This window comes from Kribbella sp. NPDC031520 (genome assembly GCF_055580825.1).
This window is the reverse complement of sequence record NZ_JBVIKS010000003.1, coordinates 414,835-437,717: the sequence shown is the minus strand read 5'-3', so window position 1 is coordinate 437,717 and position 22,883 is coordinate 414,835. Positions and strand designations below refer to the sequence as shown.

At 69.8% G+C, this 22,883-nt stretch carries 24 protein-coding genes; 16 read left to right on the top strand and 8 right to left on the bottom strand.

What is annotated here, in order from left to right:
* Window positions 1–4: 4 nt before the first annotated feature.
* Complete coding sequence (locus ACZ5BU_RS17500) at window positions 5–433, top strand: SRPBCC family protein (RefSeq protein WP_465700018.1); 429 nt, start codon at window positions 5–7, stop codon at window positions 431–433.
* Window positions 434–441: 8 nt separating this feature from the next.
* Here ACZ5BU_RS17500 and ACZ5BU_RS17495 read toward each other — a convergent pair whose 3' ends face one another.
* Window positions 442–843 carry a MerR family transcriptional regulator gene (locus ACZ5BU_RS17495; RefSeq protein ID WP_465700016.1) on the bottom strand — a complete coding sequence of 134 codons (402 nt, stop codon included), beginning with the start codon at window positions 841–843 and terminating at the stop codon, window positions 442–444.
* Window positions 844–896: 53 nt separating this feature from the next.
* Between ACZ5BU_RS17495 and ACZ5BU_RS17490 the strand changes: the two genes are divergently transcribed.
* From ACZ5BU_RS17490 to ACZ5BU_RS17475, 4 genes are all read left to right on the top strand, one after another.
* A complete protein-coding gene (locus tag ACZ5BU_RS17490; RefSeq protein WP_465700014.1) occupies window positions 897–2,060 on the top strand; it encodes an acyl-CoA dehydrogenase family protein in 1,164 nt (387 codons plus the stop codon).
* Between the two features lie 7 nt (window positions 2,061–2,067).
* Window positions 2,068–3,597: an acyl-CoA carboxylase subunit beta gene (locus ACZ5BU_RS17485; protein WP_465700013.1), complete on the top strand. Its 1,530-nt coding sequence runs from the start codon at window positions 2,068–2,070 to the stop codon at window positions 3,595–3,597.
* A 14-nt stretch (window positions 3,598–3,611) separates the two neighbouring features.
* Window positions 3,612–4,388 carry an HpcH/HpaI aldolase family protein gene (locus ACZ5BU_RS17480; RefSeq protein ID WP_465700012.1) on the top strand — a complete coding sequence of 259 codons (777 nt, stop codon included), beginning with the start codon at window positions 3,612–3,614 and terminating at the stop codon, window positions 4,386–4,388.
* A 247-nt stretch (window positions 4,389–4,635) separates the two neighbouring features.
* On the top strand, window positions 4,636–5,325 hold the full coding sequence (locus ACZ5BU_RS17475; RefSeq protein ID WP_465700010.1) for a maleylpyruvate isomerase N-terminal domain-containing protein: 690 nt from the start codon (window positions 4,636–4,638) through the stop codon (window positions 5,323–5,325).
* Window positions 5,326–5,333: 8 nt separating this feature from the next.
* On the opposite strand, the gene ACZ5BU_RS17470 is transcribed toward ACZ5BU_RS17475, so the two are convergent.
* Window positions 5,334–6,407: a CobW family GTP-binding protein gene (locus ACZ5BU_RS17470; RefSeq protein ID WP_465700009.1), complete on the bottom strand. Its 1,074-nt coding sequence runs from the start codon at window positions 6,405–6,407 to the stop codon at window positions 5,334–5,336.
* A 95-nt stretch (window positions 6,408–6,502) separates the two neighbouring features.
* Between ACZ5BU_RS17470 and ACZ5BU_RS17465 the strand changes: the two genes are divergently transcribed.
* Genes ACZ5BU_RS17465 through ACZ5BU_RS17440 form a run of 6 tightly spaced genes read left to right on the top strand, consistent with a single transcriptional unit; the run spans window position 6,503 to window position 11,897 of the window.
* Window positions 6,503–7,711 carry a GNAT family N-acetyltransferase gene (locus ACZ5BU_RS17465; protein ID WP_465700008.1) on the top strand — a complete coding sequence of 403 codons (1,209 nt, stop codon included), beginning with the start codon at window positions 6,503–6,505 and terminating at the stop codon, window positions 7,709–7,711.
* Between the two features lie 17 nt (window positions 7,712–7,728).
* The gene (locus ACZ5BU_RS17460; protein ID WP_465700006.1) at window positions 7,729–8,439 is read left to right on the top strand and encodes a DUF4129 domain-containing protein; all 711 of its coding nucleotides are present in this window, start codon (window positions 7,729–7,731) and stop codon (window positions 8,437–8,439) included.
* Window positions 8,436–9,014: a hypothetical protein gene (locus ACZ5BU_RS17455; RefSeq protein ID WP_465700005.1), complete on the top strand. Its 579-nt coding sequence runs from the start codon at window positions 8,436–8,438 to the stop codon at window positions 9,012–9,014. The genes ACZ5BU_RS17460 and ACZ5BU_RS17455 overlap by 4 nt, the downstream gene beginning before the upstream one ends.
* A gap of 6 nt (window positions 9,015–9,020) precedes the next feature.
* Window positions 9,021–9,995 carry an AAA family ATPase gene (locus tag ACZ5BU_RS17450; RefSeq protein ID WP_465700003.1) on the top strand — a complete coding sequence of 325 codons (975 nt, stop codon included), beginning with the start codon at window positions 9,021–9,023 and terminating at the stop codon, window positions 9,993–9,995.
* The gene (locus ACZ5BU_RS17445; protein WP_465700002.1) at window positions 9,992–11,305 is read left to right on the top strand and encodes a DUF58 domain-containing protein; all 1,314 of its coding nucleotides are present in this window, start codon (window positions 9,992–9,994) and stop codon (window positions 11,303–11,305) included. Before ACZ5BU_RS17450 ends, ACZ5BU_RS17445 begins: the two co-directional genes overlap by 4 nt.
* 43 nt (window positions 11,306–11,348) lie before the next feature.
* On the top strand, window positions 11,349–11,897 hold the full coding sequence (locus ACZ5BU_RS17440; protein ID WP_465700001.1) for a hypothetical protein: 549 nt from the start codon (window positions 11,349–11,351) through the stop codon (window positions 11,895–11,897).
* On the opposite strand, the gene ACZ5BU_RS17435 is transcribed toward ACZ5BU_RS17440, so the two are convergent.
* The 3 genes from ACZ5BU_RS17435 to ACZ5BU_RS17425 all read right to left on the bottom strand — a co-directional run bounded on the left by ACZ5BU_RS17435 (window position 11,894) and on the right by ACZ5BU_RS17425 (window position 13,129).
* Window positions 11,894–12,310 carry a hypothetical protein gene (locus tag ACZ5BU_RS17435; RefSeq protein ID WP_465699999.1) on the bottom strand — a complete coding sequence of 139 codons (417 nt, stop codon included), beginning with the start codon at window positions 12,308–12,310 and terminating at the stop codon, window positions 11,894–11,896. The two genes, ACZ5BU_RS17440 and ACZ5BU_RS17435, sit on opposite strands and share 4 nt — an antisense overlap.
* Window positions 12,307–12,492 carry a hypothetical protein gene (locus tag ACZ5BU_RS17430; protein ID WP_465699998.1) on the bottom strand — a complete coding sequence of 62 codons (186 nt, stop codon included), beginning with the start codon at window positions 12,490–12,492 and terminating at the stop codon, window positions 12,307–12,309. Before ACZ5BU_RS17430 ends, ACZ5BU_RS17435 begins: the two co-directional genes overlap by 4 nt.
* An 85-nt stretch (window positions 12,493–12,577) precedes the next feature.
* Window positions 12,578–13,129 carry a TetR/AcrR family transcriptional regulator gene (locus ACZ5BU_RS17425; protein WP_465699996.1) on the bottom strand — a complete coding sequence of 184 codons (552 nt, stop codon included), beginning with the start codon at window positions 13,127–13,129 and terminating at the stop codon, window positions 12,578–12,580.
* A gap of 92 nt (window positions 13,130–13,221) precedes the next feature.
* Here ACZ5BU_RS17425 and ACZ5BU_RS17420 point away from each other — a divergent pair, with 92 nt between their 5' ends.
* Entirely contained in the window at window positions 13,222–14,631 is a 1,410-nt protein-coding gene (locus ACZ5BU_RS17420) for an MFS transporter (RefSeq protein ID WP_465699994.1), read from the top strand.
* 2 nt (window positions 14,632–14,633) lie between these two features.
* A complete protein-coding gene (locus ACZ5BU_RS17415; RefSeq protein WP_465699992.1) occupies window positions 14,634–14,972 on the top strand; it encodes an MmcQ/YjbR family DNA-binding protein in 339 nt (112 codons plus the stop codon).
* Here ACZ5BU_RS17415 and ACZ5BU_RS17410 read toward each other — a convergent pair.
* Window positions 14,952–16,100 (bottom strand): neutral zinc metallopeptidase, encoded by a 1,149-nt coding sequence (locus tag ACZ5BU_RS17410; RefSeq protein WP_465699991.1) that lies wholly within the window; start codon window positions 16,098–16,100, stop codon window positions 14,952–14,954. The two genes, ACZ5BU_RS17415 and ACZ5BU_RS17410, sit on opposite strands and share 21 nt — an antisense overlap.
* Before the next feature lie 95 nt (window positions 16,101–16,195).
* Between ACZ5BU_RS17410 and ACZ5BU_RS17405 the strand changes: the two genes are divergently transcribed.
* Window positions 16,196–17,887: a DUF885 domain-containing protein gene (locus ACZ5BU_RS17405; protein WP_465699989.1), complete on the top strand. Its 1,692-nt coding sequence runs from the start codon at window positions 16,196–16,198 to the stop codon at window positions 17,885–17,887.
* On the top strand, window positions 17,884–19,146 hold the full coding sequence (locus ACZ5BU_RS17400) for a Maf family nucleotide pyrophosphatase (protein ID WP_465699987.1): 1,263 nt from the start codon (window positions 17,884–17,886) through the stop codon (window positions 19,144–19,146). Before ACZ5BU_RS17405 ends, ACZ5BU_RS17400 begins: the two co-directional genes overlap by 4 nt.
* 10 nt (window positions 19,147–19,156) lie before the next feature.
* On the opposite strand, the gene ACZ5BU_RS17395 is transcribed toward ACZ5BU_RS17400, so the two are convergent.
* Together ACZ5BU_RS17395 and ACZ5BU_RS17390 are read right to left on the bottom strand one after the other, a co-directional pair.
* The gene (locus ACZ5BU_RS17395; protein WP_465699985.1) at window positions 19,157–19,357 is read right to left on the bottom strand and encodes an acyl-CoA carboxylase subunit epsilon; all 201 of its coding nucleotides are present in this window, start codon (window positions 19,355–19,357) and stop codon (window positions 19,157–19,159) included.
* Window positions 19,354–20,931, bottom strand: coding sequence for an acyl-CoA carboxylase subunit beta (locus ACZ5BU_RS17390; protein WP_465699983.1), 1,578 nt, complete (start codon window positions 20,929–20,931; stop codon window positions 19,354–19,356). Before ACZ5BU_RS17390 ends, ACZ5BU_RS17395 begins: the two co-directional genes overlap by 4 nt.
* A 90-nt stretch (window positions 20,932–21,021) precedes the next feature.
* On the opposite strand from ACZ5BU_RS17390, the gene ACZ5BU_RS17385 reads away from it, so the two are divergent.
* Window positions 21,022–22,854: a hypothetical protein gene (locus ACZ5BU_RS17385; protein WP_465699981.1), complete on the top strand. Its 1,833-nt coding sequence runs from the start codon at window positions 21,022–21,024 to the stop codon at window positions 22,852–22,854.
* Window positions 22,855–22,883 lie beyond the last annotated feature (29 nt).

The window sequence follows — 22,883 nt, the reverse complement described above, 5'->3', positions numbered from 1 at the left end:
CACGATGCCTGAGGCTGAACGCACGGTCCGGATCAACCGTCGGGCCGCGGACGTGTTCACGTTCTTCGCGGACGGCGAGAACGCCCCGAAGTGGCGTCCCGCGGTGAAGGAGATCAGCCGGAGCGGCCCGATCGGCCTGGGTACGACGTACCGGCAGCGCATCGCGGGTCCTGGTGGCTGGGCGATCCCGTCCGACTACCGGGTGACGGCGTACGAACCCGACACCCACCTGGCCTTCGAGGTGACCGCAGGCCCGGTGCGCCCGGTCGGCGACTACCGGTTCGCCACGGTAGACGACGGCACCGAGGTCACCTTCAAACTCACCGCCGAACTGACCGGCCTGAAGAAACTGCTGATGAGCGGACCCGTGCAGCAGTCGATGCACGCCGAGGTCGCCGCCCTCGACCGCGCCAAGGAGATCCTGGAAAGCTGAGGCGTTGCTCAGCCCTTGCGGGTGCGGAGGGCTTGTAGGTCCGCGTGGCAGCGGGCTTCTACTTCGGCTAGGTCTTGGAGGGTTTGTTCGATGTCTTGGCGGCGTTGTTCGAGTTCCTGGCGGCGGGCGGTGATCTGGTCCAGGAGGTAGACGAGTTGGCCTTCCTCGCCGGGTTCGGCGTCGTACATGTCGACGATCTTGGCGATCTCGTCGAGGGAGAAGCCGAGGCGTTTGCCGCGCAGGACGAGGGCCAGGCGGATGCGGTCGCGGGGGTGGTAGACGCGGGTGGTGCCGCGGCGTTCGGGGGTGAGCAGGCCGCGGTCCTCGTAGAACCGGATCGTGCGGAGCGTGACGTCGTACTCGGCGGCCAGTTCGGCGATCGACCAGGTCTGCACCTGGGTGTTGTGCATGCTGCCTAGCGTGCTTTACGTTTACGTAAGCGTCAAGCACGAAGGAGTGCCGCATGTTCGAGTTGTCCGCGGAACATCAGGAGTTCCGTCGTAGCGTTCGCGACTTCGCCGAGGCGGAGATCGCGCCGCACGCGGCGGAGTGGGACCGCAAGCACTACTTCCCGGTGGAGGTCGTGCAGAAGATGGGGCGGCTCGGGCTGTTCGGGCTGACCGCGCCGGAGGAGTACGGCGGCGCCGGCGGCGACTTCACCAGCCTGTGCGTGGCGATCGAGGAGATCTCCCGGGTCGACCAGTCGATGGGGATCACGCTCGAGGCGGCGGTCGGGCTCGGGATCAACCCGATCCTGACGTTCGGTACCGACGAGCAGAAGGCCACCTGGCTGCCCGACCTGGTCGCGGGCACCAAGCTGGCCGGGTTCGGACTGACCGAGCCGGAGTCCGGGTCGGACGCCGGCGCCACCAAGACCCGCGCGGTACTGGACAACGGCGAGTGGGTGATCGACGGCTCGAAGCAGTTCATCACCAACTCCGGCTCGAGCATCACAAGCGTGGTCACCGTCACGGCCCGCACCGGTGAGCGCGCAGACGGCAAGCCGGAGATCTCCACGATCATCGTCCCGAGCGGTACGCCAGGATTCACCGCGGAGGCGGCGTACGACAAGCTCGGCTGGCACGCCTCCGACACGCATCCGCTGTCGTTCGTGAACTGCCGCGTCCCCGAGGGGAATCTGCTCGGGCAGCGCGGCAAGGGTTTCGGCCAGTTCCTCGCGACGCTCGACGACGGCCGGGTGGCGATCAGCGCGGTCGCACTCGGCTGTATCCGGGCCTGCCTGGAGATGTCGGTGCAGTACGCCGGCGAGCGGCAGACGTTCGGCGTACCGATCGGCCGTAAGCAGGGCGTCGCGTTCCAGATCGCCGACCTCAAGGTGATGGCCGACGCCGCCGAGCTGCTCGTGTACCGGGCCGCCGCGCTGAAGGATGCCGGGGCCTCGATGCAGGAGTTCAAGCAGGCCGCCGCGGTCGCCAAGCTGTACGCGACCGAGTCCGCGGTGACGGCGACCCGGATCGCGACCCAGGTGTTCGGCGGCTACGGCTTCATGGAGGAGTACCCGGTCACCCGGTTCTACCGCGACGCGAAGATCCTGGAGATCGGCGAGGGTACGTCGGAGGTGCAGCGCATGCTGATCGCGCGGAGCCTCGGGCTCCCGGTGGAATGATGGCCGCATGACCCACGATCACTGGACCGAGGTCAAGGTCGCTCGCGAGGCAACCCTGGCGCCGCCTGAGAAGGCTGCGGCGAAACTGAAGAACCAGAACAAGCTGTACGTCCGCGACCGGATCGCGCTGCTCGTCGACGAGGGCAGCTTCGTCGAGGACGCGCAGCTCGCGAACGCGCTGAACCCCGGCCTGCCCGCGGACGGCGTGGTCACCGGCCGCGCGCTCGTCGACGGCCGGCCCGCGCTGCTGGTCGCCAACGACCCGACCGTGAAGGCCGGCTCCTGGGGCGCCCGTACGGTCGAGAAGATCGTCCGCGTCACCGAGGTCGCGATCCGCGACGAGCTGCCGATCTTCTGGCTGATCGACTCCGCCGGCGCCCGGATCACCGACCAGGTCGAGCTGTTCCCGGGCCGCCGCGGCGCCGGGCGGATCTTCCACAACCAGGTCGCGCTGTCCGGCAAGGTCCCGCAGATCTGCTGCCTGTTCGGCCCGTCGGCCGCCGGTGGCGCGTACATCCCGGCGTTCTGCGACATCGTGATCATGGTCGACGGCAACGCGTCGATGTACCTGGGTTCGCCCCGGATGGCCGAGATGGTGGTCGGCGAGAAGGTGACGCTGGAGGAGATGGGCGGCGCCCGGATGCACACCAGCGTCTCCGGTTGCGGCGACCTGCTCGCGTCCGACGACACCGAGGCAATCGAGCTCGCCAAGCAGTACTTCTCCTACCTGCCCGGTTCGTGGCGTTCGCGGCCCCCGTCGTACGACGCCTCGGAAGCGGGCCGCGACTTCACCCGGGACCTGGTACCGGCCGAGGAGAGCATCGGGTTCGACATCCACGACGTGATCGACGCGGTCGTGGACGCGGACACGTTCTTCGAGATCAAGCCGTCGTACGCGCCCGAGCTCGTGACCGGGTTCGGGTTGCTGGCCGGCCAGGTGGTGGGGATCGTCGCGAACCAGCCGGCGGTCAAGGGCGGCGTACTGTTCGTCGACTCCGCGGACAAGGCGGCCCGGTTCATCTGGCTGTGCGACGCGTTCAACGTGCCGCTCGTGTACCTGTGCGACGTACCGGGGTTCATGATCGGCAGCGAGGTGGAGCGGGCCGGGATCATCCGGCACGGCGCGAAGATGATCACCGCGGTGTCCGAGGCGACCGTACCGACGGTGTCGGTAATCGTCCGGAAGGCGTACGGCGCGGGGCTCTACGCGATGTGCGGCCCGGGGTTCTCGCCGGACGCGTGCATCGCGCTGCCGACGGCGAAGATCGCGGTGATGGGTCCGGAGGCGGCGATCAACGCCGTGTACTACAACAAGATCCAGGAGATCACCGACGAGACCGAACGGGTCGAGTACGTCTCCAAGCTCCGCGAGGAGTACGAGACCGACATCGACATCCTCCGCCTGGCCGCCGACCTGGTCATCGACGCCATCGTCGAACCCGAGAACCTCCGCACCGACCTGATCGCCCGTCTCGCCGCCGCCCAGTCCAAGGACCGGACCTTCTCCCACCGCCGCCACGGGGTCCCGCCGGTGTAGGTAGGGTCCGGGCCATGAGTGCCAACGATTTCGCGCTGAAGGTTCGGGGTCGGGAGAAGCTGGTCGGGTACTGGATCACGCTGGATTCGCCGGCGGCGGCAGAGCGGATCGGGCGGCTCGGGTACGACTACGTGGTGCTGGACGGGCAGCACGGGTTGATCGGGTACCAGGGGTTGATGACCGGGTTGCTCGCGATCGACGCGGGCGCGGCGGTCGGGCCGCGGGCGTCGGTGGGGCTGGTACGGGTCGAGGCCAATGATCCGACGGCGATCGGGCGGGCGCTGGATGCGGGCGCGACCGGCGTGATCGTGCCGTTGGTCGACAGTGCGGTCGACGTGGCGCGTGCGGTGCGGGCGGCGAAGTATCCGCCGGCCGGGGCGCGGTCGTACGGGCCGATGCGGGCCTCGTTGCGGATCGGCCCGGTGCCCGCGGACAGCAACGACGCAACCGTCGTCCTCGCGATGATCGAGACGCTGCCCGGCCTTCAGAACGTTGCCGAGATCTGCGCGACGCCCGGTCTGGACGGCGTGTACGTCGGGCCGTCGGACCTCAGCCTCGCGCTCGGTGCGCGGTTCCCGGGCGACCCCGAGGTGGACGGACCGTTCGAGGAGGCGATCGAGCTGATCGCGCGGACCGCCCGCGAGGCGGGGATCGCGGCCGGGATCCACACCTTCGACGGCGAGTCCGCGAAGCTCCGGCTCGACCAGGGCTACACGTTCGCCACGGTCTCGTCGGACCTCAGCCACCTCGAGGCGATCGCGGCGGCCCACCTGGAGACAGCTCGGTCGTAGCACCCGGACCTCCACGCCATCACAATCCACCGCACGCCGGGCGGTTCCCGCTCACGGCGGCGGCGAAGCCGCAATTGCGATGGCGTGGCGGTCCGCCACCACTCATCAACCAGCTGTCGCCGGCGCGGTTCACGCTCCGCCGGTCGCGGCGATCGGCCGCCTGCGCAGGTTGATGAGTGGTGCAGGTCCGGAACACCTCGGCGCCTTCTCGGGTTAGGTTCGGAGGAAGCAGATCGAGGAGGCCGGGATGAAGGCACCCGAGCGCGGCGCGTTGCCGCTGGGGTTGGCGGCGACGCTGGGACGGGCCTACGGGCGGCTGACCGAAACGGTGCAGGGGCTGAGCGACGCGGACTTCCGGCGCGAGACCCGCTGCCCCGGCATGCCGGTCGGTCCGCTGCTCGTGCATCTGCTGTACGACGCGGAGCGCGCGCTGATCGCGTTCGCCAGCCCGGCCGTGGTCGCGCCGGACCGGGACTTCGTCACGTACTGGAAGGACGTCCCGCCGCAGGGCGACACCAGCTTCGTGACCACCGTCGCGTCGGCGTACCGGAAACCGGCGCAGCTCGTGCAGCACTGGCGCGAGGTGTCCGGGGCCGCCGTCCGTGCGGCCGCGGCCGGGCTGGCGACGAAGGGCCACCGGGTCGAGACCCAGGGCCACGTCCTGAGCGCCAAGGACTTCGTCGCCACTTTGGTGCTCGAGGCAACGGTTCATCACCTGGACCTGATCGTCGGACTGCCCGGCGCACCGGAGCCGGATCCGGAGGCGCTGCAGGTCACCGCCCGTACGCTCGACGGCCTGTTCGGCCCCGAGGCGTGGGACGTGATCGCCTGGGACACCACGACGTACGTCCTGAAGGCGACCGGTCGGCTCCCGCTCGACGAGGCCGACCACGACATGCTCGGCCCGTACGCGAGCCGCCTGCCCTTGCTGGCCTAAGACACGCCTTAGAACACCCCGGCGAACGGGTCGTCCAGATCGCTCCAGTCGAGGCTGGCGAGCTCGGACTCCGTCAGCAGGCAGGCGTCCAGGATCGCCTGCAGGCGGGCCGGGTCGAGGCCCATGCCGGTCGCGACCACGGTGCACTCCGCGAGGTGCTCGGTCTCGGACCACTCGCCGAGCATGCCGAGGGAGGCGCTGTAGCCGGCCGACTCCCAGCGGACCCGTTGCGTCGGGCGGTTCGCCAGCCAGACGACACCGCGGCTGCGGACGACCCCGTTGACGATGTCCTCTAGTGCATCGTTCAGCCGGGCGGGGTGTAGGGGTCGCGTCGACGTCCACAGCACCGTCGTCACGCCGTCGTCGCTCGGCTGAACCCGGTCGGACGTCGCGAGCTCACCCGCCCACGCCTCGGCCGCGTCGAAGTCGAACCGCCCGGTCCGCGCCACCGGCCCGTCCGGTACGCCGGACAGACCAGCCGGCACCACTGAGGTCCGCGGGTTCAGATGCTCCAGCAGGTGCCCGAGCCGGACGGCCGCCGTACTCCGATGCGCATTGGCCAGCACACACACGTCCGCGTACTCGATCTGGCGTGCCGTCAGCTCCGCGACATTGCGCCGATCCGGTAACCCCAGCGCGAGACCGCGCTCCGCGAGCAGCTCGTCGCCGGACAGTTGCTCCACCAGCAGTACGGCGTCTACGACGCAGGTGACCGTGTCGACGACGATCTCCGGCAAAGCCGACACCAGCGTGCTAACCAGGGGCCTTGCCTCCATCGCCGCTGGCGCGGCCAGTACGACGTGATTCCAGTGACGGCGAGCGACGAGGGCCTCCAGCAACGGCACGAGCGACTCGATCAACTGGCATCCGCCGCAGTCCTCGCCGACGGTGAACTCACCCGCGTCGATCGGACCGGACCGGTCCTGCACCCGCCAGGTCAGCACGCCGCGCTCGGGCAGCTCGTCCTGGTCCACGACGACGACCACGGTGGTTGCATCGGTCATCGCTTCCAGCACGGGCGCCCGCAGGGTCGTGGAAAGCCCCACCAGCAAGGACAACGGAGTTTTCGCCTGGGCGGTCATGCCGTCATTATATGAAAACGGTTTTCATCAGTCTACCCGTACGGCGTGTCCGAAAATCCCGGTCGCGGGCCCCGATCTTCTGGTAGGCAAGGGACATGGCGATCGAGATCGGGAAGTACGCGGGCGGGTGGGAAGAGCTCCTCGAGCTCCTGGATGTGGCGTTCTCCGCGCCGTGGACCGACGAGCAGTACGAGTCCGAGCGGAGGATCTGGGAAGCCGAACGCAGCATCGTCGCGAGCGAGGACGGTCAACTCGTCGGGCACACCGGCACGTTCTCGCAGCGGATGTCGGTACCGGGCGGGCAACTGCCGGTCGCGGGCGTGACGATGGTCGGGGTCCGGCCGACGCACCGGCGGCGCGGGATCCTGCGCGACCTGATGCGTGCGCAGCTGACCGACGTCCACGCGGCGGGGGAGCCGCTGGCGGCGCTGACCGCGAGCGAGCCGGTGATCTACCCGCGGTTCGGGTACGGGCTGGCGGCCGATCACCAGGAGGTCGTCGTACCGAAGGCGTCCCGGGGGCTGCGTCCGGTGGACGGCATCGACGACGTGCGGATCCGGTATGTCGACGTCCGCGAGAGCCTGCCGCGCTGCGCGGAGCTGCGGAACCGGCTCGCGCTGGAACGCCCGGGGATGTTCCAGCACGACGAGCGCTGGCAGGAGTACACGATCAGCGCGACCGTCGTGAGTGACCTCGCGAGCGCGTCCAAGCTCCGCTGCGTCGTCGCCGAGCGGGACGGTGAACTCGTCGGCTTCGCCTACTACCGGACCAAGCGGGCCGAGAAGGGGTACGTCGACGTACAGCGCGTGCACGCCGTCGACATCGCGGCGCATGCGGCGCTCTGGCGGTACCTGCTCGAACCGGATCTGCTCAGCCAGACGCACTGCGAGCTGCTCGCGTCCGACGACCCGCTGCTGGACCTGCTGCTCGACCCGCGGGCGCCGGGCGCGATCACGCGGGACGGCCTGTGGTTGCGGCCGGTCGACGTCGCCCGCGCGCTCGCCGGGCGGACGTACGCGCGGGACGTCGACGTGGTGCTCGAGATCGTCGACGACTTCCTGCCGTGGAACGCGGGCCGGTGGCACCTGTCCGGCGGTACGGACGGCGCCGCGTGCGAGTCGACCTCGCGCGCCGCCGACCTCACGCTCGACGTCCGCGATCTGGGCGCCGTCTACCTCGGCCGCCCTTCGCTGGCGAGGCTCGGTCGCGCCGGTCTGGTCGCTGAGCACACCGCAGACTCCCTGGACGCAGCTTCGGAAGCGTTTTCCACATCCCGGCTTCCGTTCCTCGACACAGGCTTCTGACGGGGTAACCTGCCCAGATGCAGACGCAGCGTAGGGGTGCGCTCGCGGCGGCCGTCGTCCTGTTCGTGGGGCTCGTGGTGGCGGGCTTCGTCGTCCTCGCGTCCGCGAGCGGACCGGTGCGGCCGGTGAGCGACAGCACGCTGCGCGCGGAGCCCCGGACGCTGCCGCCGAAGGTTGTCACCCAGACGCCGCCGACGCCGCAGGGCACGCCGACGCCGCGGATCCTGCCGCAGCACGACACCCCGGGCTGGCTGCTGGCGCTGTGGCAGACCCTGATCTACCTGATCGTCGCGGCGATCGTCGTGCTCATCGCGCTGGTGATCTTCCGGATCGTCCGCCGGGTCCGGCTGCCGAAACGCGAGCCCGACGACACCGACTGGGAACGCGTGAAGGCCGAGCGGCTGGCCGAGGCCGTCGACACCGGTCTCGCGCAGATCGAGACCGGTACGGCAACCGACGCGGTCGTGGCGTGCTGGGTCGCGCTGGAGGAGGCGGCCGCGTCGGCGGGCGTACCGCGGGACCCGTCCGAGACGCCGGCCGAGTTCACCGTCCGGGTGCTCGGCGTCGGTGGGATCTCGGAGCCGGAACTGATCCGGCTCGGCGAGCTGTACCGGGAGGCGCGGTACTCCACCCACGGCTCGACCGAACAGGCCCGGACCGTGGCCCGTACGGCGCTGCTCCGGCTGCGCGAGGAGCTTTCGGTAGCTGCCGCGGAGGTGCGCGAATGACGTACCGATGGTCTGCCCTCGAGGAGAAGGGGCCGCCGCCGGAGAAGCAGAAGCGGCGGATGCCGAACAAGCTGCTGCTGCAGCACCTCGGCCTGTCCGTGCTCGCGAGCCTCGTACTGGTGGCGATCTTCGGCGCGGCCGGGATGGCGCCGCGACCGCTGTGGTTCGTGGTGACGGCGCTTGCCGTCGGTCTCATCTCGCTCGCGATCCGGCTGATGCTGCCGCAGGTCCTGGAGACGAGCTGGCCGGGCCGGCACGACGACCGAACGGCCGGGAACCGTACCCAGAACAGCGACACCCGGACCCAGTTCCTCGCCACCTGGCTGCAGGAGTCGAGCCGCGAACGGCGCGCGGGTGAAGGATCACAGACCTTCGTGCGCCGGATCCGGCCGCTGCTGCTGGAGCTGGCCACCGACCGCCTGGTGCACCAGCACGGCGTCGACCCCACGCGTGAGCCGGACCGGGCCCGCGCCATCGTCGGCGACCGGCACTGGGCGCTGATCAGCGGTGACGACAGACGCACCGCGTCGCTCGGCGAGATCGAGGACGCGATCCACACCATCGAGAACCTGTGAGGGACAGTGACTGAGGAGCTGACGCTGGGGGAGGTCTCCGAGCTGAGCCGGCAGGTGCTGGAGCGGGTCGGCCAGGCCATCGTCGGGAAGAGCGAGGCGCTCGAGCTCGTGTTCGCGGGCATCCTGGCCGGCGGGCACGTACTGCTGGAGGACTACCCAGGTCTGGCGAAGACGCTGGCCGCGCGGTCGTTCGCGCAGGCGCTCGGACTGGAGTTCCGGCGGGTCCAGTTCACTCCGGACCTGTTGCCGTCGGACGTCACCGGCGCGTTCGTGTACGACCAGAAGGAGTCTGAGTTCGTCTTCCGGCCGGGCCCGATCTTCACCGGGCTGCTGCTCGCGGACGAGATCAACCGGACGCCACCGAAGACGCAGGCCGCGCTGCTGGAGTCGATGCAGGAACACCAGGTGACGGTCGAGGGGCAGACGTTCCCGCTGCCGGTGCCGTTCCACGTACTGGCGACCGCCAACCCGGTGGAGTACGAGGGTACGTATCCGTTGCCGGAGGCACAGCTCGACCGGTTCATGCTGCGGATCGGGTTCGGGTACCCGAGTCCGGCCGAGGAGTGGGAGGTACTGCGTCGCCGGATGAGCCGCCGTACCGAGGACCAGTCGGTCGAGGCGGTCACCGATGCCGCCGGTCTGCTCGCGGCGCAGCGTACGGTCGAGACGGTGACGGTGGACGACAGCGTCGGTCAGTACTGCGTGGACCTCGCGACGGCGACCCGTCGGGACTCGCAGGTCCTGGTGGGCGCGTCGCCTCGCGGGTCGTTGGCGTTGTTGCTGACGTCCCGGGCGTACGCGGTCATCCAGGGGCGCGACTACGTCGTACCGGAAGACGTGAAGGCGGTCGCCGTCGCGGCGCTCGCGCACCGGATCACCGTACGGCCCGAGCTGTGGCTGCACGAGGTGACCGGGGCGACTGTGGTTCGTACTGTCCTTGGGTCGGTCCCGGCGCCGCCCACGGTCGCGGTCGTCAAATGACTTGGAGACCCACCCACGCGCAGATCCGGGTGGTTGTCGTCGCCGCGGTGCTGCTCGGTGCCGCCGTACTGCTGCGGCGTCCGGACGCGGCTGTGTTCGGGTTGCCGCTGCTGTTCCTCGCGGGCTGGGGGCGGTACTTCCGGCCGCACGAGCGGCCCGACGTACGGACCGAGCTGGACGCGGACGTGCTGTTCGAGGGGCAGGGTACGACGTACCGCCTGCGCGTGGCTCCTTCGAACACCGGATCCGTCGACCCGGACATCGACCTGATCGTCGCGGCGCTCCCGCGAACCGCGTGGTTCCAGTACGACCCGCCGCAGGCCGCGATCGCCGAACCGGTCGCGCACGGCGAGGTGACGCTCGAGGTCGGCGTCCGGTCCAAGCGCTGGGGACTGCGTTCGTTGGAGCGGCCAACGGTGACGGCGACGTCGGCGGTCGGGGCGTACCGGGTCCAGGTGACGTCGGCCGGGACTTTGGCAGTGACCACGCTGCCGTTGCGGGAGGGGTTCGAGGCGGTGGACGCCGTACCGCGTCCGGCCGGGCTGGTGGGGTTGCACCGGTCCCGGCGGCCGGGGGAGGGTACGGAGCTGGCCGGCGTACGGCCGTTCCGTACCGGCGACCGGTTGCGGCGGATCAACTGGGCGGTGTCGGCGCGGACGCAGGAACTGCACGTGACGTCGACCTGGTCGGACCGCGACACCGAGGTCGTGATCATGGTCGACACCGGCGGCGAGATCGGCATCAGCGAAGGGATCGACGGGCGGTCCTCGAGCCTGGACACTGCCGTACGCGCGGCCGCCGCGATCGCCGAACACTACCTGCGCAACGGCGACCGGGTCCGGTTGATCGACACCGGCAGCCTGTTCCGCGGCGTGCGTTCCGGGAGCGGGCGCGGGCATCTGCGCCGGATCCTCGACACGCTCGTTCACGCGGATCGTCGGGGACGCCAACAAGACGAACAGCAGCTGGCCCGGCGGCACCGGGTCCGTTCGGACAGCCTCGTGCTGGTCCTCAGCCCGCTACTGCGCCAGACGATGCTCGGCTACATCGTCACGCTGGTCCACTCCGGCTGCACGGTGATCGCGATCGACACGTTGCCACCCGACGTCGCGTCGACGATGGAGATCGAGGCCCACGACACCCGTTCCTGGCCGCTCGCCTGGCGTCTGCGCCTGCTGGAACGCCGCCGCGACCTCGACCGCCTGAGCGACCTGGGCGTACCAACCGTTCCTTGGCAGGGCTCCGGGACCCTGGACGAGGTCCTACGAGACGCCGCCCGCCTGTCCGCCGCCCCGAGGATCCGCTCATGAGCACCACCGAGCAGCGCCCATCTGGGCTCGCGAGGAGCTGCGTATGACCGCCGACGAGAAGATCACCCAATGGCTGGCGGAGTTGCGGGCGGCGAGCCGCGCGGTCCTCCTGGCCCGCTTCGTCATCGGGCTGGCCGGCACGGTCGCGATCGTCGTACCGGCCCTGCAGCCGTGGGACCAGCTGGACCTCGTCGTCTACCTTGCCGTACCACTCCTGCTGGCCGCCGTGGTCATCCCCGACTCGGTCGCCGCCACGCTGTTCCTCTTGGTGACAACCCTTGGCTGGCTGATGCGAGCCCCCGCCACCATCACCTGGTCCCTGACGCTCACCGCGATGGCCCTGGCCACCCTCCACCTGGCCACCGCCTTCGCCGCCCAACTCCCGTCCTACGCCCGAGTCCACCCCAACGCCCTGAACCGCTGGTGGCTCCCCGGCACCATCGCCCTACTCCTGGCCCCCGCAGCAGCCGGCGCGGCCGCCCTGATCCACCACGCCAACCTCCCCGGCTCCCTAGCCATAACCGCCACCGCCACAACCCTGACCGCCACCACCATCTGGCTGACCACAAGCCAAAAACCAAACCGCAACTAGCCTTCTTCGTGCCCTACGATCCGCAGGCCCTCGTACTCGACGAAGTCCGCGAAGTCCTTCACGTTGAGCGTCGCCAGCGGCAGGTCATAGACGAGACAGCAGGCCGCGATCCAGCTGTCGTTCTGGGGGCGCGGGCGGCCCCGCTTGGTCGCGTACGCCGAGCTCTCCCCCCACCGCCGCGCCACGGCCTCGTTGTACGGCAGCATCGGGCGCGTACTGAGCCAAGCCTCAAGCCCAGCTGTCTTCGTGGACCCCCAGTTGCGGAGATGTGCCCAGCGGCTCAGCTCGCCCAGAGTGACGAAGGTGATGCCGACCTGGGCGCCCAGCAGCTCGCGAAGCAACGCCGGAGGAAGGGCGTTCTTGATGCTCAAGGAAGCGACGTCGGTGTCGAGAATGATCCTGCGCGGGCTCACGCGACGTCGGCCCGCCGCGTCTCACTCAGATCGGTGAGGAAGTCCTGCACCTCGTCGTCGTCGAAGACGCCGTCCTCGGCGAGGTCCTCGGCGGAGCGCACCGGAGCGGCGTCCCGGAAGAGCTCGTCGACCGACGCGATCGCACGCCGCCGCGCCGAGTGTTCAGCGTTGTCAGCGGTCACGACGTCACCTCCAGGATCGACTACGCCGAGTATCCCACGACCGCCCGACAACCGGGCACAGCAATGCCTGCTTCTGCTTGTTCTTCTACGGCTCTTCGTCGTCGAAGGTTTTGGCTAGTTCTTCGGCCCAGGGGGTGGGGATGGGGTTGGGGCCGAGGACCTGCATGGCGGACATGACGGTCATGAGCATGCCGGCGGAGAGGAATTCGCGGGTTTGGACGGGGGTCGCGCCGGTCAGGTCGCGGATCAGGTGGTAGATGCTGCCGAAGTGGTGGCGGACGCGGTCGCCGATGGCGGGGTCGCCGCTGGCGGAGAAGCCGTGCATGAGGACGAGGAGGAGTTCGGGCTCGGCGAGTAGGCGGTGGTAGTTGTTGCCGAGGCTGGCCAGATCGGGGCGTTCGGCGGCCGCCTCGCGGAAGATCTGTTCGATCTGCCCGCAGACACTCTCGACAGCGGCCAGGAACAGTTGCTGCTTGGTGCCGAACAGGCGGATCACGTACGGCTGCGAGACGCCGGCCAGCCGGGCGATCTCGTCGGTCTTCGTGCCCGCGTAGCCGGACGCCGCGAACGCCTGGACGGCGGCCTGCAGTACCTCGTCGCCGCGCTCCTTGGCGGTCAGCCGAACCTTGGGAGTCACCAGTTCTCCTCTCATCGGTTGACATGTTATCAGTCAATGCATACTCTCGTCATCGAGGTTGTTATCAGTCAATTACAACAAGGGGTGGAGAGATGACGTCGACCGCCATCGAGGACAGGCAGGCAACACCGGCGACCCGCGGACTCGGTGTCGTGCTGGCCGCCGTGGGGATCCCGACCTTCATGGTCACGCTCGACAACCTGGTCGTGACGAACGCGCTGCCCGTGATCAAGCACGAGCTGAACGCGTCGCTGTCCGACCTGCAGTGGTTCGTGAACGCCTACACGCTGGCCTTCGCCGCGCTGCTGCTGACCGCGGCCGCGATCGGCGACCGGCTCGGCCGGCGGCGGATGTTCCTGGCCGGGATCGCGCTGTTCACGCTCTCGTCGGCGGCCTGCGCGCTGGCGACCGAGCCGTGGATGCTGACCGGCGCCCGCGCGATCCAGGGCATCGGTGCCGCGGCGGTGATGCCGCTGTCACTGACCCTGCTCGCGGACGCTGTCCCGGAGAAAATGCGGAGCGCCGCGATCGGCATCTGGGGCGGTATCTCCGGGCTCGGCGTCGCTGTCGGCCCGGTGGTCGGCGGCGCGGTCGTCGACGGCCTGAACTGGCAGTGGATCTTCTGGCTGAACGTCCCGACAGGCGTCGTCGCCGTACTGCTGGCGGCCCGCGTCCTGACCGAGTCGAAGGGTACGGCGAAACGCCTCGACCTGGTCGGTCTGGTGCTCGCCACGTCCGGTGTGCTGTCGATCGTCTGGGGCGTCGTGCACGGCGCCGACGACGGGTGGACGTCCGCCGGCGTACTCGGCACGCTGATCGCGGGCGTTGTACTGCTCGCCGCGTTCATCGCGTGGGAGCGTCGTGCGGACGCCCCGATGCTGCCGCTGCGGTTGTTCTCGGTCCGCTCGTTCAGCGTGGTGAACGTGGTGGCGTTCACGTTCGCGGTCGGGGTGTTCGGGTCGGTCTTCCTGCTGGCGCAGTTCTTCCAGGTCGTGCAGGGGTACACGCCGTTCCAGTCCGGCGTACGGACGCTGCCGTGGACCGCGGCGCCGCTCGTGGTCGCACCGATCGCGGGCCTGGTCGTCGACCGGGTCGGTGCGCGTACGTTGATCGTGATCGGCCAGGCGTTCCTCGCGACCGCGCTCGGCTGGATCGCGCTGATCACCACGGCGACGACGCACTACGGCGACATGGTCGCGCCGTTCGTCCTCGCCGGCGTCGGCATGGGGCTGACGTTCGCGCCGTCGGCGAGTGTCGTGATGGACAGCGCCTCCGAGGCCGACCGGGGCGTGGCGTCGGGGACGAACAACACGATCCGCGAGGTCGGTGTCGCGATGGGCGTCGCGATCCTCGCGTCGGTGTTCGCCTCGGCCGGCTCGTACGCATCGCCGACCGAGTTCGCGGCCGGCATCGTCCCCGCGGTCTGGACCGGCGCCGCGATCGTGGCCGCCGGTACGTTCGTCGCCCTCCTGCTGCCGGGACGCCGACGTTCTACAGTGTGACCGTGCTCGACGCAGACGACGTACGACGGATCGCGCTGTCCTTCCCGGAGACGGTGGAGAAGCAACGCTGGGGGCATCCGACGTTCGACGTCGCCGGGCGGATGTTCGTCACGGTGCCGGACGACCAGACGTCGTTCGCGGTCCGGTGCCCGCGGCTGGAGCGCGAGGAGCTGATCGCCGCGGAGCCGGAGAAGTTCTGGGTACCGAAACACGAAGCGGGCTCGAACTGGGTTCGAGCCCGCCTCGCCGCGCTCGAGGACGCCGACGAGCTGCACGACATCCTGATCGACTCCTGGCGGCAGGTGGCGCCACCGGAGTTGTCAGCTGACGTTGGCCGGTGACGCCGAGAACGTGTTGCAGCTGGCCGGATTACCGGTCATGAAGGACCTGCCCATGAACCGGCCTTGGCTCGCGACGCTGCCGTGGTCGCCCTCTTCCGGCTTGTCGCCCGCGGTCACGACGTACTTGTTCCAGACGTAGAGCAGGTTGCCGTTGATCGGGTAGCTGGCCTTGTTCACGGCCAGGAACACTCCGGCGAAGCAGTTCGCCTGCAGCTCCATCCGGCGCGTCATCCGCGTCTGGCCGGCGTAGTCCTCCTGCTCGTACCGCAGCTTGCTCGCGGCCTGCAGGATGCCGGTCATGTTCTGTACGCCGTGGCCGAACTCGTGCGCGACCGAGCGGGTGTACCACATCCGCGCGTACGCCTCGCCGATCGGATCACCCGGGTACTCCGTGTACGCCTTCACGAACACGTCGACCTTCATGTACAGCATGTTGTTCGCCGAGCAGTAGAACGGCACGTTGACGGCACCACCCGCGCACGGGTTGGAGACCGTGGTCCCCGACCAGAACGTCATCGTCGGCGGGGTGAACGTGAAGCCGGCCTTCTCGACCAGCGGCTTCCAGGACTTGTCCAGGCAGGGCTTGATCGCGGCCCAGTAGGCGGCCGCGTTCCGCGCCGTGTTCGGCTTGATGTTCGGTTCCCGGCAGCCGACCGAGGCCATCTGCCCGACGGTGTAGATCGGGTTCTTCGCCACGATCGTCTCGCTCGACGCCTCGTTGGGCGAGCCCGTTGCCGTCGGCGACGACGGCTCGCCCGTGGGCGACGGGGCCGGCTTGGGCGTGTACCGGGTCGGCGTGACCGGCGGCGTGGTGACGTCATCGGCGGCCTTCTTCACCAGGCCGATCAGCACCGCGCCGACGACGCCGATCCCGACGATCGTCAGGATCGCGATCATGGGCGCCTTCGACTTCTTCCGCGGCGGCTGCCAGCGCGGTCCACCGGGACCACCCGGTCCGGGCCCGAAGTTGGGTCCCCAGCCGAAGCCGGGCCCCTGCTGCGGCGGGCCGTACTGCGGGTTGTACTGCGGCGCGTACTGCTGCGGTTGGCCGCCGTACTGCCCAGGGGGCTGCTGATAAGGCGGGTACGGCGGATTCTGGCCGGGCGGACCGTAGGGTGGCTGGCTCAACGCCGTTCCTCTCGTGCCTCTTGCTGGAGCAACGGCCACAGTATCGGCAACAAACAGGTCAGCTTCGAGCGCCCTCGACGGGTAGGGTCGGCCAGGTGACGGACGCCAACAAGCCGAACAGCCCGATCGACCAGCTTGCCGAACGGCACCTCGAGCAGGACATCGTCCTGGACCCGATCGGTGCGACCGAGATGGGGATCGCCGGTCACGACCACGAGCTGCCGGACTTCACCCCGGCCGGGTTCGCGGCCCGGATCGACCTGACCCGGCGGTCGCTCGCCGAGGCGCGGGCGATCGAGCCGGGCAGCCCGCGCGAGGAGGTCGCCAAGGACGCCTTCGTGGAGCGGCTCGGGCTGGAGCTCGAGCGGTACGAGGCCGGCGTACCGCAGCACCAGCTGAACGCGATCTCGTCGGTACCGGCCGCGTTGCGCCAGGTGTTCGACCTGATGCCGACCGGCACCGACCAGGACTGGGAGGTCGTCGCGATCCGGCTCAACCAGATCGGTACGACCCTCGACGGGTACCGCGACACGCTGCTCGAGCAGGCCGGCGCCGGGCGGATCTCCGCGGTCCGCCAGGTGACCGGGCTGGCCGAGCGGATCGCCAGCTGGACCGGTGCCGACGGCGACGACTTCTTCGCCGGACTCGCCGCGCAGGCGCCGGACAGTCCCGTCAAGCCGACCGTCGAGGCAGCGGCCGCGTCCGCGCGGAAGGCGTTCGACCAGTTCGGCGCGTGGCTGACGTCCGACCTCGCGCCGCGTGCGCCGGAGCGGGATGCGTGCGGCCGGGAGGTGTACGAGCTCGCCTCGCGCAGCTTCCTCGGCGCCACGGTCGACCTCGAGGAGACCTACGCCTGGGGCTGGCAGGAGCTGGCCCGGATCGAGAACGACATGCAGGACATCGCGGCCGGGCTGAACGGCGGCGACCGGAGCATCGAGGCCGCCGCCGCGCTGCTGGACGACGACCCGGCGCGGACCATCCAGGGCAAGGACGCGTTCCGGGACTGGATGCAGCAGCTGTCCGACACGGCCGTCGCGGAGCTCGGCGGTACGCACTTCGACATCCCGGCGGAGATCCGCACCCTGGAGTGCATGATCGCGCCGACGTCGGACGGCTCGATCTACTACACGAACCCGAGCGAGGACCTGACCACGCGGCCGGGCCGGATGTGGTGGGCGGTGCCGAACGGTGTCGAGAAGTTCGCCACCTGGCGCGAGGTCACGACCGTGTACCACGAGGGCGTCCCGGGTCACCACCTCCAGTGCGCGCAGACGATGCTGCGCACCGACCTGCTGAACCGGTGGCAACGGCTCGCCTGCTGGGTCTCCGGTCACGGCGAGGGCTGGGCGCTGTACGCCGAACGCCTGATGGAGGAGCTGGGCTACCTGGAGGATCCGGGCGCGCGGTTCGGGATGCTGGACGCGCAGGGTTTCCGGGCCGCGCGGGTGGTCGTCGACATCGGCATGCATCTGGAGCTGGAGGTGCCGCGGGACAACCCGTTCGGGTGGCGGCCTGGCGAGCGGTGGAACGCCGCGCTCGGGTTCGAGTTCCTCCGCGCGCACTGCCGGATGGAGAAGGAGTTCCTCCAGGCCGAGCTGAACCGGTACCTCGGGTGGCCGGGCCAGGCGCCGTCGTACAAGGTCGGTGAGCGGATCTGGCTGCAGGCGCGGGAGGAGGCCAAGCAGCGCAAGGGATCCGCGTTCGACCTGCGCGAGTTCCATCGGGACGCGCTGAACCTCGGCTCGATCGGGCTGGACCCGCTGCGCCGGGCGCTGGCGAAGCTGTGAGCATCCGGTTCGTCCTGGCCTCGAAGTCGCCGGCCAGGCTGAAGACGCTGCGCAGCGCGGGGATCGAGCCGGAGGTGATCGTCTCCGGCGTCTACGAGGACGACGTGACCGCGGAGAACCCGGGCGAGCTGGCGCGGTTGCTCGCGACGCTGAAGGCGCGGGCCGTGGTCGCGAACCTGAGCGATCACGCGACTGTGCTCGGGTGCGACTCGGTGCTGGAGTTCGACGGGCAGCCGTACGGGAAACCCGAGACGCCTGACGTCGCCCGGGAGCGCTGGAAGCTGATGCGCGGGCGTACCGGCGTACTGCACACCGGGCACTGCCTGATCGACACCTCCGGCAAGCAAGAACTGCGGGAACTGTCGTCGACGAAGGTGCAGTTCGCGGACCTGACCGACGAGGAGATCGACGCGTACGTCGCGACCGGCGAACCGCTCGTCGTCGCCGGAGCCTTCACCGTCGACGGTCTGGGCGGCCCGTTCGTGACCGCGATCGAGGGCGACTACCACAACGTCGTCGGCCTCTCGCTACCGCTGCTCCGTCGCATGCTCGCCGAGGTAGGCATCTCCTGGCCGGCTCTCTGGAACGCCCAGAAACCCTTCACGTACGACGAATCCGTAGCCTCCAGCTACGACGAAACCCGAGGCGGCGAGCCCCGCGCCCAAGCGGCCGCAGCAGCCGTCAACGCCCTCCTCCACCCCCTCCAACCCCCCGCCTCCGGCGTCTCCACCGCCTCCTCGATCCCCGCAGCCGCACCCGCCGCACCCGCCGCGGAGCGGCGGGTGCTGGAGTTGGCTGTGGGTACGGGGATCGTCGGGGCCGAGCTTGTTGCTCTTGGCAACCTGGTACACGGTTTCGACCTGTCCACGGCGATGCTGCAGCGGGCGAAAGTCCGATTGCCCGGACATGTCGCGGCGGCGGACGCCGCGCGGCTGCCGGTGGCCGATCGCCGGTGTGACGCGGTGGTCGCCGTCTGGCTGCTTCATCTTCTCGACGACAGCGAACCGGTGATCGCCGAGGTCGCCCGGGTCCTGCGGACCGGCGGCATCTTCGTCACCACCACCGAGAAGACCGAAGCCAGCAGATACGCCGACGGCCGCGGCCCGAACGACACCCGCTCCCAGGACTCCCTCGCCCACCTGACCGCGGTCGGCGCCCGCCACGGCCTGGTCCTCGACGCCGCAACCACCTTCACCGGCCCGATCCGCAACACCGGCGAGGCCCCGACGTACCCCTTGGTCCGCTTCCGGCGCGTCTGAGTCTGCAGTGTTACGGGTGTGCAGACGCCCGCCACTGGCCCGGGCCGGGGTGGAACGGGGTGCGGGCGTTGCGCCAGTACGTTGCCCAGTTGCCGGCGCGGCCGGTTTCGGGGGCGGGTGGTTGTGCCGCGGCGCGGGTTGCGATCACGGTGACGAGTGCGGCCAGCTCCTCGGGCGTCGGATCGCCTTTGACCACCTTCAGAGTGTTCACAGCGGAATGTTCCCATGCTTCTTCGGGGGCAGGGTGTCGCGTTTGGTGCGGAGCAGGCGGAGGGCGCGGACGATCTCGGCGCGGGTCTCGCTGGGCTTGATCACGGCGTCGATGTAGCCGCGTTCGGCCGCGATGTACGGGTTCGCCAGATGGTCCTCGTACTCGGTGATCAGCTCCTGCCGGCGGACCTCGACGTCGTCGGCGGCGGCGAGTTCGCGGCGGTGCAGGATGTTCACCGCACCCTGCGCGCCCATCACCGCGATCTGCGCGGTCGGCCAGGCGATGTTCATGTCGGCGCCGAGGTGCTTCGACCCCATGACGTCGTACGCGCCGCCATACGCCTTCCGCGTGATCACGGTGATCATCGGCACGGTCGCCTCGGCGTACGCGTAGATCAGCTTCGCGCCGCGGCGGATGATGCCGTTCCACTCCTGGTCGGTACCGGGCAGGAACCCCGGCACGTCGACGAACGTGAGGATCGGCAGGTTGAACGCGTCGCAGGTGCGGACGAACCGGGCCGCCTTCTCCGACGCGTCGATGTCGAGCGTGCCCGCGAACTGCATCGGCTGGTTCGCGACCACGCCGACCGGGCGGCCCTCGACCCGGCCGAAGCCGACGATCAGATTCGCCGCGAACAGTTCCTGGACCTCGAGGAAGTCGCCGTCGTCGAGCACCGCCTCGATCGCGGTGTGCATGTCGTACGGCTGGTTCGGCGAGTCCGGTACGAGCGTGTCGAGCGCAAGGTCCGTCTCGGTCGGCTCGAGGTCCGCGGGAGCGTCGTACACCGGGGGATCCTCGAGGTTGTTCTGCGGGAGGTGACCGACGAGCGCCTTCACCCACTCGATCGCGTCCTCCTCGTCGCTGCCGAGGTAGTGCGCGTTACCGGACTTGGTGTTGTGCGTCCGCGCGCCGCCGAGCTCCTCCTGGCTGACGTCCTCACCGGTGACGGTCTTGATCACGTCCGGGCCGGTGATGAACATGTACGACGACTCGTCCACCATCACGGTGAAGTCGGTGACCGCGGGCGAGTACACCGCGCCGCCGGCACACGGGCCCATGATCAGCGAGATCTGCGGGATCACCCCGGACGCGCGGACGTTGCGGCGGAAGATCTCGCCGTACAGGCCGAGGCTGACCACACCCTCCTGGATCCGGGCGCCGCCGGAGTCGTTGATGCCGATCAGCGGGCAGCCGATCTTCATCGCGAGATCCATCACCTTGACGATCTTCTCGCCGAACACCTCGCCCAGGCTGCCGCCGAAGACGGTGAAGTCCTGCGCGAACACACACACCTGGCGGCCGTCGATGGTGCCGAACCCGGTCACCACGCCGTCGCCGTACGGGCGGTTCGCCTCCAGGCCGAAGCTCGTCGACCGATGCCGGGCGAACTCGTCCAGCTCGGAGAAGGAACCCTCGTCCAGCAGCAGCTCGATCCGCTCACGCGCGGTCTTCTTGCCACGGGCGTGCTGCTTCTCGACCGCCCGCTCCGACCCGGCGTGCACGGCCTCGTCGAGCCGGTGCTCGAGGTCCGCGATCTTCCCGGCGGTGGTGTGGATGTTCACGGTCTCTCCCATGAACGGGCAGCCTACGCGCCAGTACGCCGTACCGCCTGTGACCTCCGCCGCAACAGATCGGTGAACCCGGCTCGACAGTAGGTTTCAGCCGTGCATCCGAAGGTCGAAGCGCTCGTTCGCAGGGTCCAGCAGGTCGTGGCCGAGGACCTGGAGGTGCCGGTGCCCGACCGGTTGCCCGAGCTGCGTGAGTACGACGCGACGTTGTTGCTGCGACTGGCGGAGGGCATCGACTTCCCGTCGCGGCTTGCGCCCGGACGGGACGCCGTGCTCAAAGCGGCCGGCGGACGCGCGGAGGACGACCGGCCGCAGCTGCGTGCGCTGTTGACGGACCTCGCGGCCGACTGCGCCTACTCGCTGGAGCCGCAACGCCCGTTGCCCGCGCCCGCCCACCCGGAGGGCCGGATCCGCCTGGGCCGGGCGACCTGCCAGGCGTGGTCAGAGCTGGCGACCCCGGCACGGCTCGCGGCGAACGTGTTCACGAACGGCCGGCCGGACGACATCGGGTTGTTCCCGGCACCCGACGAGACGGGCGACGCGGTCGCCGCCCGGGCGTTGGTGCTCAGCATCATCGGGCGGTCCGACGGCGTCGAGAAGGACATACTCGCGGATCTCGTGCGTGCCGGGCGTGGCGGCACCGCGACCGCAGCGGCCCGGCTGCTGCTGGCCTCCAAACCGGACTTCCGGACGCTGCCGGGACGCAAGCTGCGGGAGAGCGTGGTGAACGACATCGCCGCCCGGCTGGAGGAGGGATTCGCGACGTCGCGGCCGCTGTCCGAGATCGAGAACGTCATGGCCGCCACGATCGAGGAGCGGACCCTCGCCGCCAATTGGGGCGCCGAGGCGCTGACCGCGGCGAGTGTTCGCGCCAACGGCCAGGTCGCGGGCATCCACAAGACCCTTGCGGCGAAGGGCTGGGCACCGCTGCGGCCCGCGGAACCGCCGGCCGAGCGGCCCGGATCGGTCCACGAGTTCGTCACCCGGACGAAGGATGCGATCCGCGAGCTGACCGGTGCCGACGCAACCCTCTGGAACGGCGAGCTCGCGCCGATGCCGTACACCCGCGACTTCGTCCTGGTTGCCCATGACACCGATTCGGGCACCATCTATCTCGACGCGGATCGCGCGGCGTGGGTGCTGCGACGGGTGACGGCCGACGGGCCGGATTGGATCGCCGCCGACCGGGTGCCGGCCGTCCGGGACGCGGTGCAGTCGGTCGGCATGACGCTGGCCACGCAGGCGGTTCCGGCCGAACGCACCGGCGAGATCGGGTCCACCGAGTTCGATGCGCTTGCCTTCGGCACCAGTCACGCGTTCTCCGAGGACTACTTCAACGAGATCGTCGTACGGACGCTGCCCGCCGACCTCGCCGCGCAGGTCGCGGCGGCGGAGCCACCGTTCGTCGACACGACGTGGGCACCGGCCGTACGTGGCTTCGCACACGCGATCGACGAGGCCGACGAGCGGGGCGCCGTACCGAGCCAGACCCTCCGGGAGCTTGCGGGGCAGCATCCGGAAGGCATCGCGCCCGCGGCTGTCGAGGTACTGGTGCGTGAGTCCGACATCCCGGGTGACGCCCGGGCGGCCGTCGTACAAGAAGGCGCGCAGCTGGTCACGGAGGCCTTTCGGCTGCTGCCGGACCAGGTCCGCGCCTGGCAGGACGCAGGTACGGCCGACCTCGCGGACAAGTCGTACGCGTACGGGCAGGCGCTGGGCGCAGAGGTCCGCCGCCTCGTCGCCGAGCGCGAGACAGCGACGACCGAACGGACAGGCGTACAGCTTGGGCACGACGACCACAGCTACAAGTTCCTCCCACACCGCGACCCGGCAACCGCGACCTCGAACACCGCGGCCCGCCCCACCGAGTCTCCCGCAGCCCGCCCCGGCACAGCCCCCCAAACCAAACCCCGCGACCTCGGCCGCTGACCCTCGAACCCCTCGGCTGTCAGGATTGA

Excerpts from the sequence above, each read along its gene's own strand:
- ACZ5BU_RS17475 (WP_465700010.1), top strand. The coding sequence starts at position 4,636 with ATGAAGGCACCCGAGCGCGGCGCGTTGCCGCTGGGGTTGGCGGCGACG.
- ACZ5BU_RS17495 (WP_465700016.1), bottom strand. The coding sequence starts at position 843 with ATGCACAACACCCAGGTGCAGACCTGGTCGATCGCCGAACTGGCCGCC.
- ACZ5BU_RS17445 (WP_465700002.1), top strand. The coding sequence starts at position 9,992 with ATGACTTGGAGACCCACCCACGCGCAGATCCGGGTGGTTGTCGTCGCC.
- ACZ5BU_RS17470 (WP_465700009.1), bottom strand. The coding sequence starts at position 6,407 with ATGACCGCCCAGGCGAAAACTCCGTTGTCCTTGCTGGTGGGGCTTTCC.
- ACZ5BU_RS17460 (WP_465700006.1), top strand. The coding sequence starts at position 7,729 with ATGCAGACGCAGCGTAGGGGTGCGCTCGCGGCGGCCGTCGTCCTGTTC.
- ACZ5BU_RS17420 (WP_465699994.1), top strand. The coding sequence starts at position 13,222 with ATGACGTCGACCGCCATCGAGGACAGGCAGGCAACACCGGCGACCCGC.
- ACZ5BU_RS17490 (WP_465700014.1), top strand. The coding sequence starts at position 897 with ATGTTCGAGTTGTCCGCGGAACATCAGGAGTTCCGTCGTAGCGTTCGC.
- ACZ5BU_RS17390 (WP_465699983.1), bottom strand. The coding sequence starts at position 20,931 with ATGGGAGAGACCGTGAACATCCACACCACCGCCGGGAAGATCGCGGAC.
- ACZ5BU_RS17485 (WP_465700013.1), top strand. The coding sequence starts at position 2,068 with ATGACCCACGATCACTGGACCGAGGTCAAGGTCGCTCGCGAGGCAACC.
- ACZ5BU_RS17480 (WP_465700012.1), top strand. The coding sequence starts at position 3,612 with ATGAGTGCCAACGATTTCGCGCTGAAGGTTCGGGGTCGGGAGAAGCTG.
- ACZ5BU_RS17465 (WP_465700008.1), top strand. The coding sequence starts at position 6,503 with ATGGCGATCGAGATCGGGAAGTACGCGGGCGGGTGGGAAGAGCTCCTC.
- ACZ5BU_RS17440 (WP_465700001.1), top strand. The coding sequence starts at position 11,349 with ATGACCGCCGACGAGAAGATCACCCAATGGCTGGCGGAGTTGCGGGCG.
- ACZ5BU_RS17500 (WP_465700018.1), top strand. The coding sequence starts at position 5 with ATGCCTGAGGCTGAACGCACGGTCCGGATCAACCGTCGGGCCGCGGAC.
- ACZ5BU_RS17455 (WP_465700005.1), top strand. The coding sequence starts at position 8,436 with ATGACGTACCGATGGTCTGCCCTCGAGGAGAAGGGGCCGCCGCCGGAG.